The sequence below is a fragment of the Rhizobium pantanalense genome, assembly GCF_030182525.1.
In the GTDB taxonomy this organism is placed as follows: domain Bacteria; phylum Pseudomonadota; class Alphaproteobacteria; order Rhizobiales; family Rhizobiaceae; genus Rhizobium.
Genome location: NZ_JAQJCH010000060.1, coordinates 1 through 421, shown reverse-complemented (window position 1 = coordinate 421; position 421 = coordinate 1). Strand labels below are relative to the sequence as shown.

Here is a 421-nt window from a genome sequence, read left to right as displayed (position 1 = left end):
CAAGCCGCTTGAGGTGATGACGGTTCAGCTGGAGGGGCCAAGAGCCGGCGAAGTGCTGATCGAGGTCAAGGCGACCGGCATCTGCCACACCGATGATTTTACGCTGTCAGGTGCCGATCCGGAAGGCCTGTTCCCGGCGATCCTCGGCCATGAAGGCGCCGGCATCGTCGTCGATGTCGGCCCGGGAGTGACTTCGGTGAAGAAGGGCGATCATGTCATTCCGCTCTATACGCCCGAGTGCCGCGAATGCCCGTCGTGTCTCAGCCGCAAGACCAATCTGTGCACCGCGATCCGCTCGACCCAGGGTCAGGGTCTGATGCCTGATGGCACCTCGCGCTTCTCGATCGGCAAGGACAAGATCCATCACTATATGGGCTGCTCGACCTTCGCCAATTATACCGTGCTGCCGGAGATTGCCGTT

At 61.0% G+C, this 421-nt stretch carries 1 protein-coding gene; it reads left to right on the top strand.

Annotated features, from left to right (window positions below; all coding sequences use genetic code 11):
• On the top strand, positions 1 to 421 hold a 421-nt coding region (locus PH558_RS34415; RefSeq protein WP_285208574.1), incomplete at both ends, for an alcohol dehydrogenase catalytic domain-containing protein.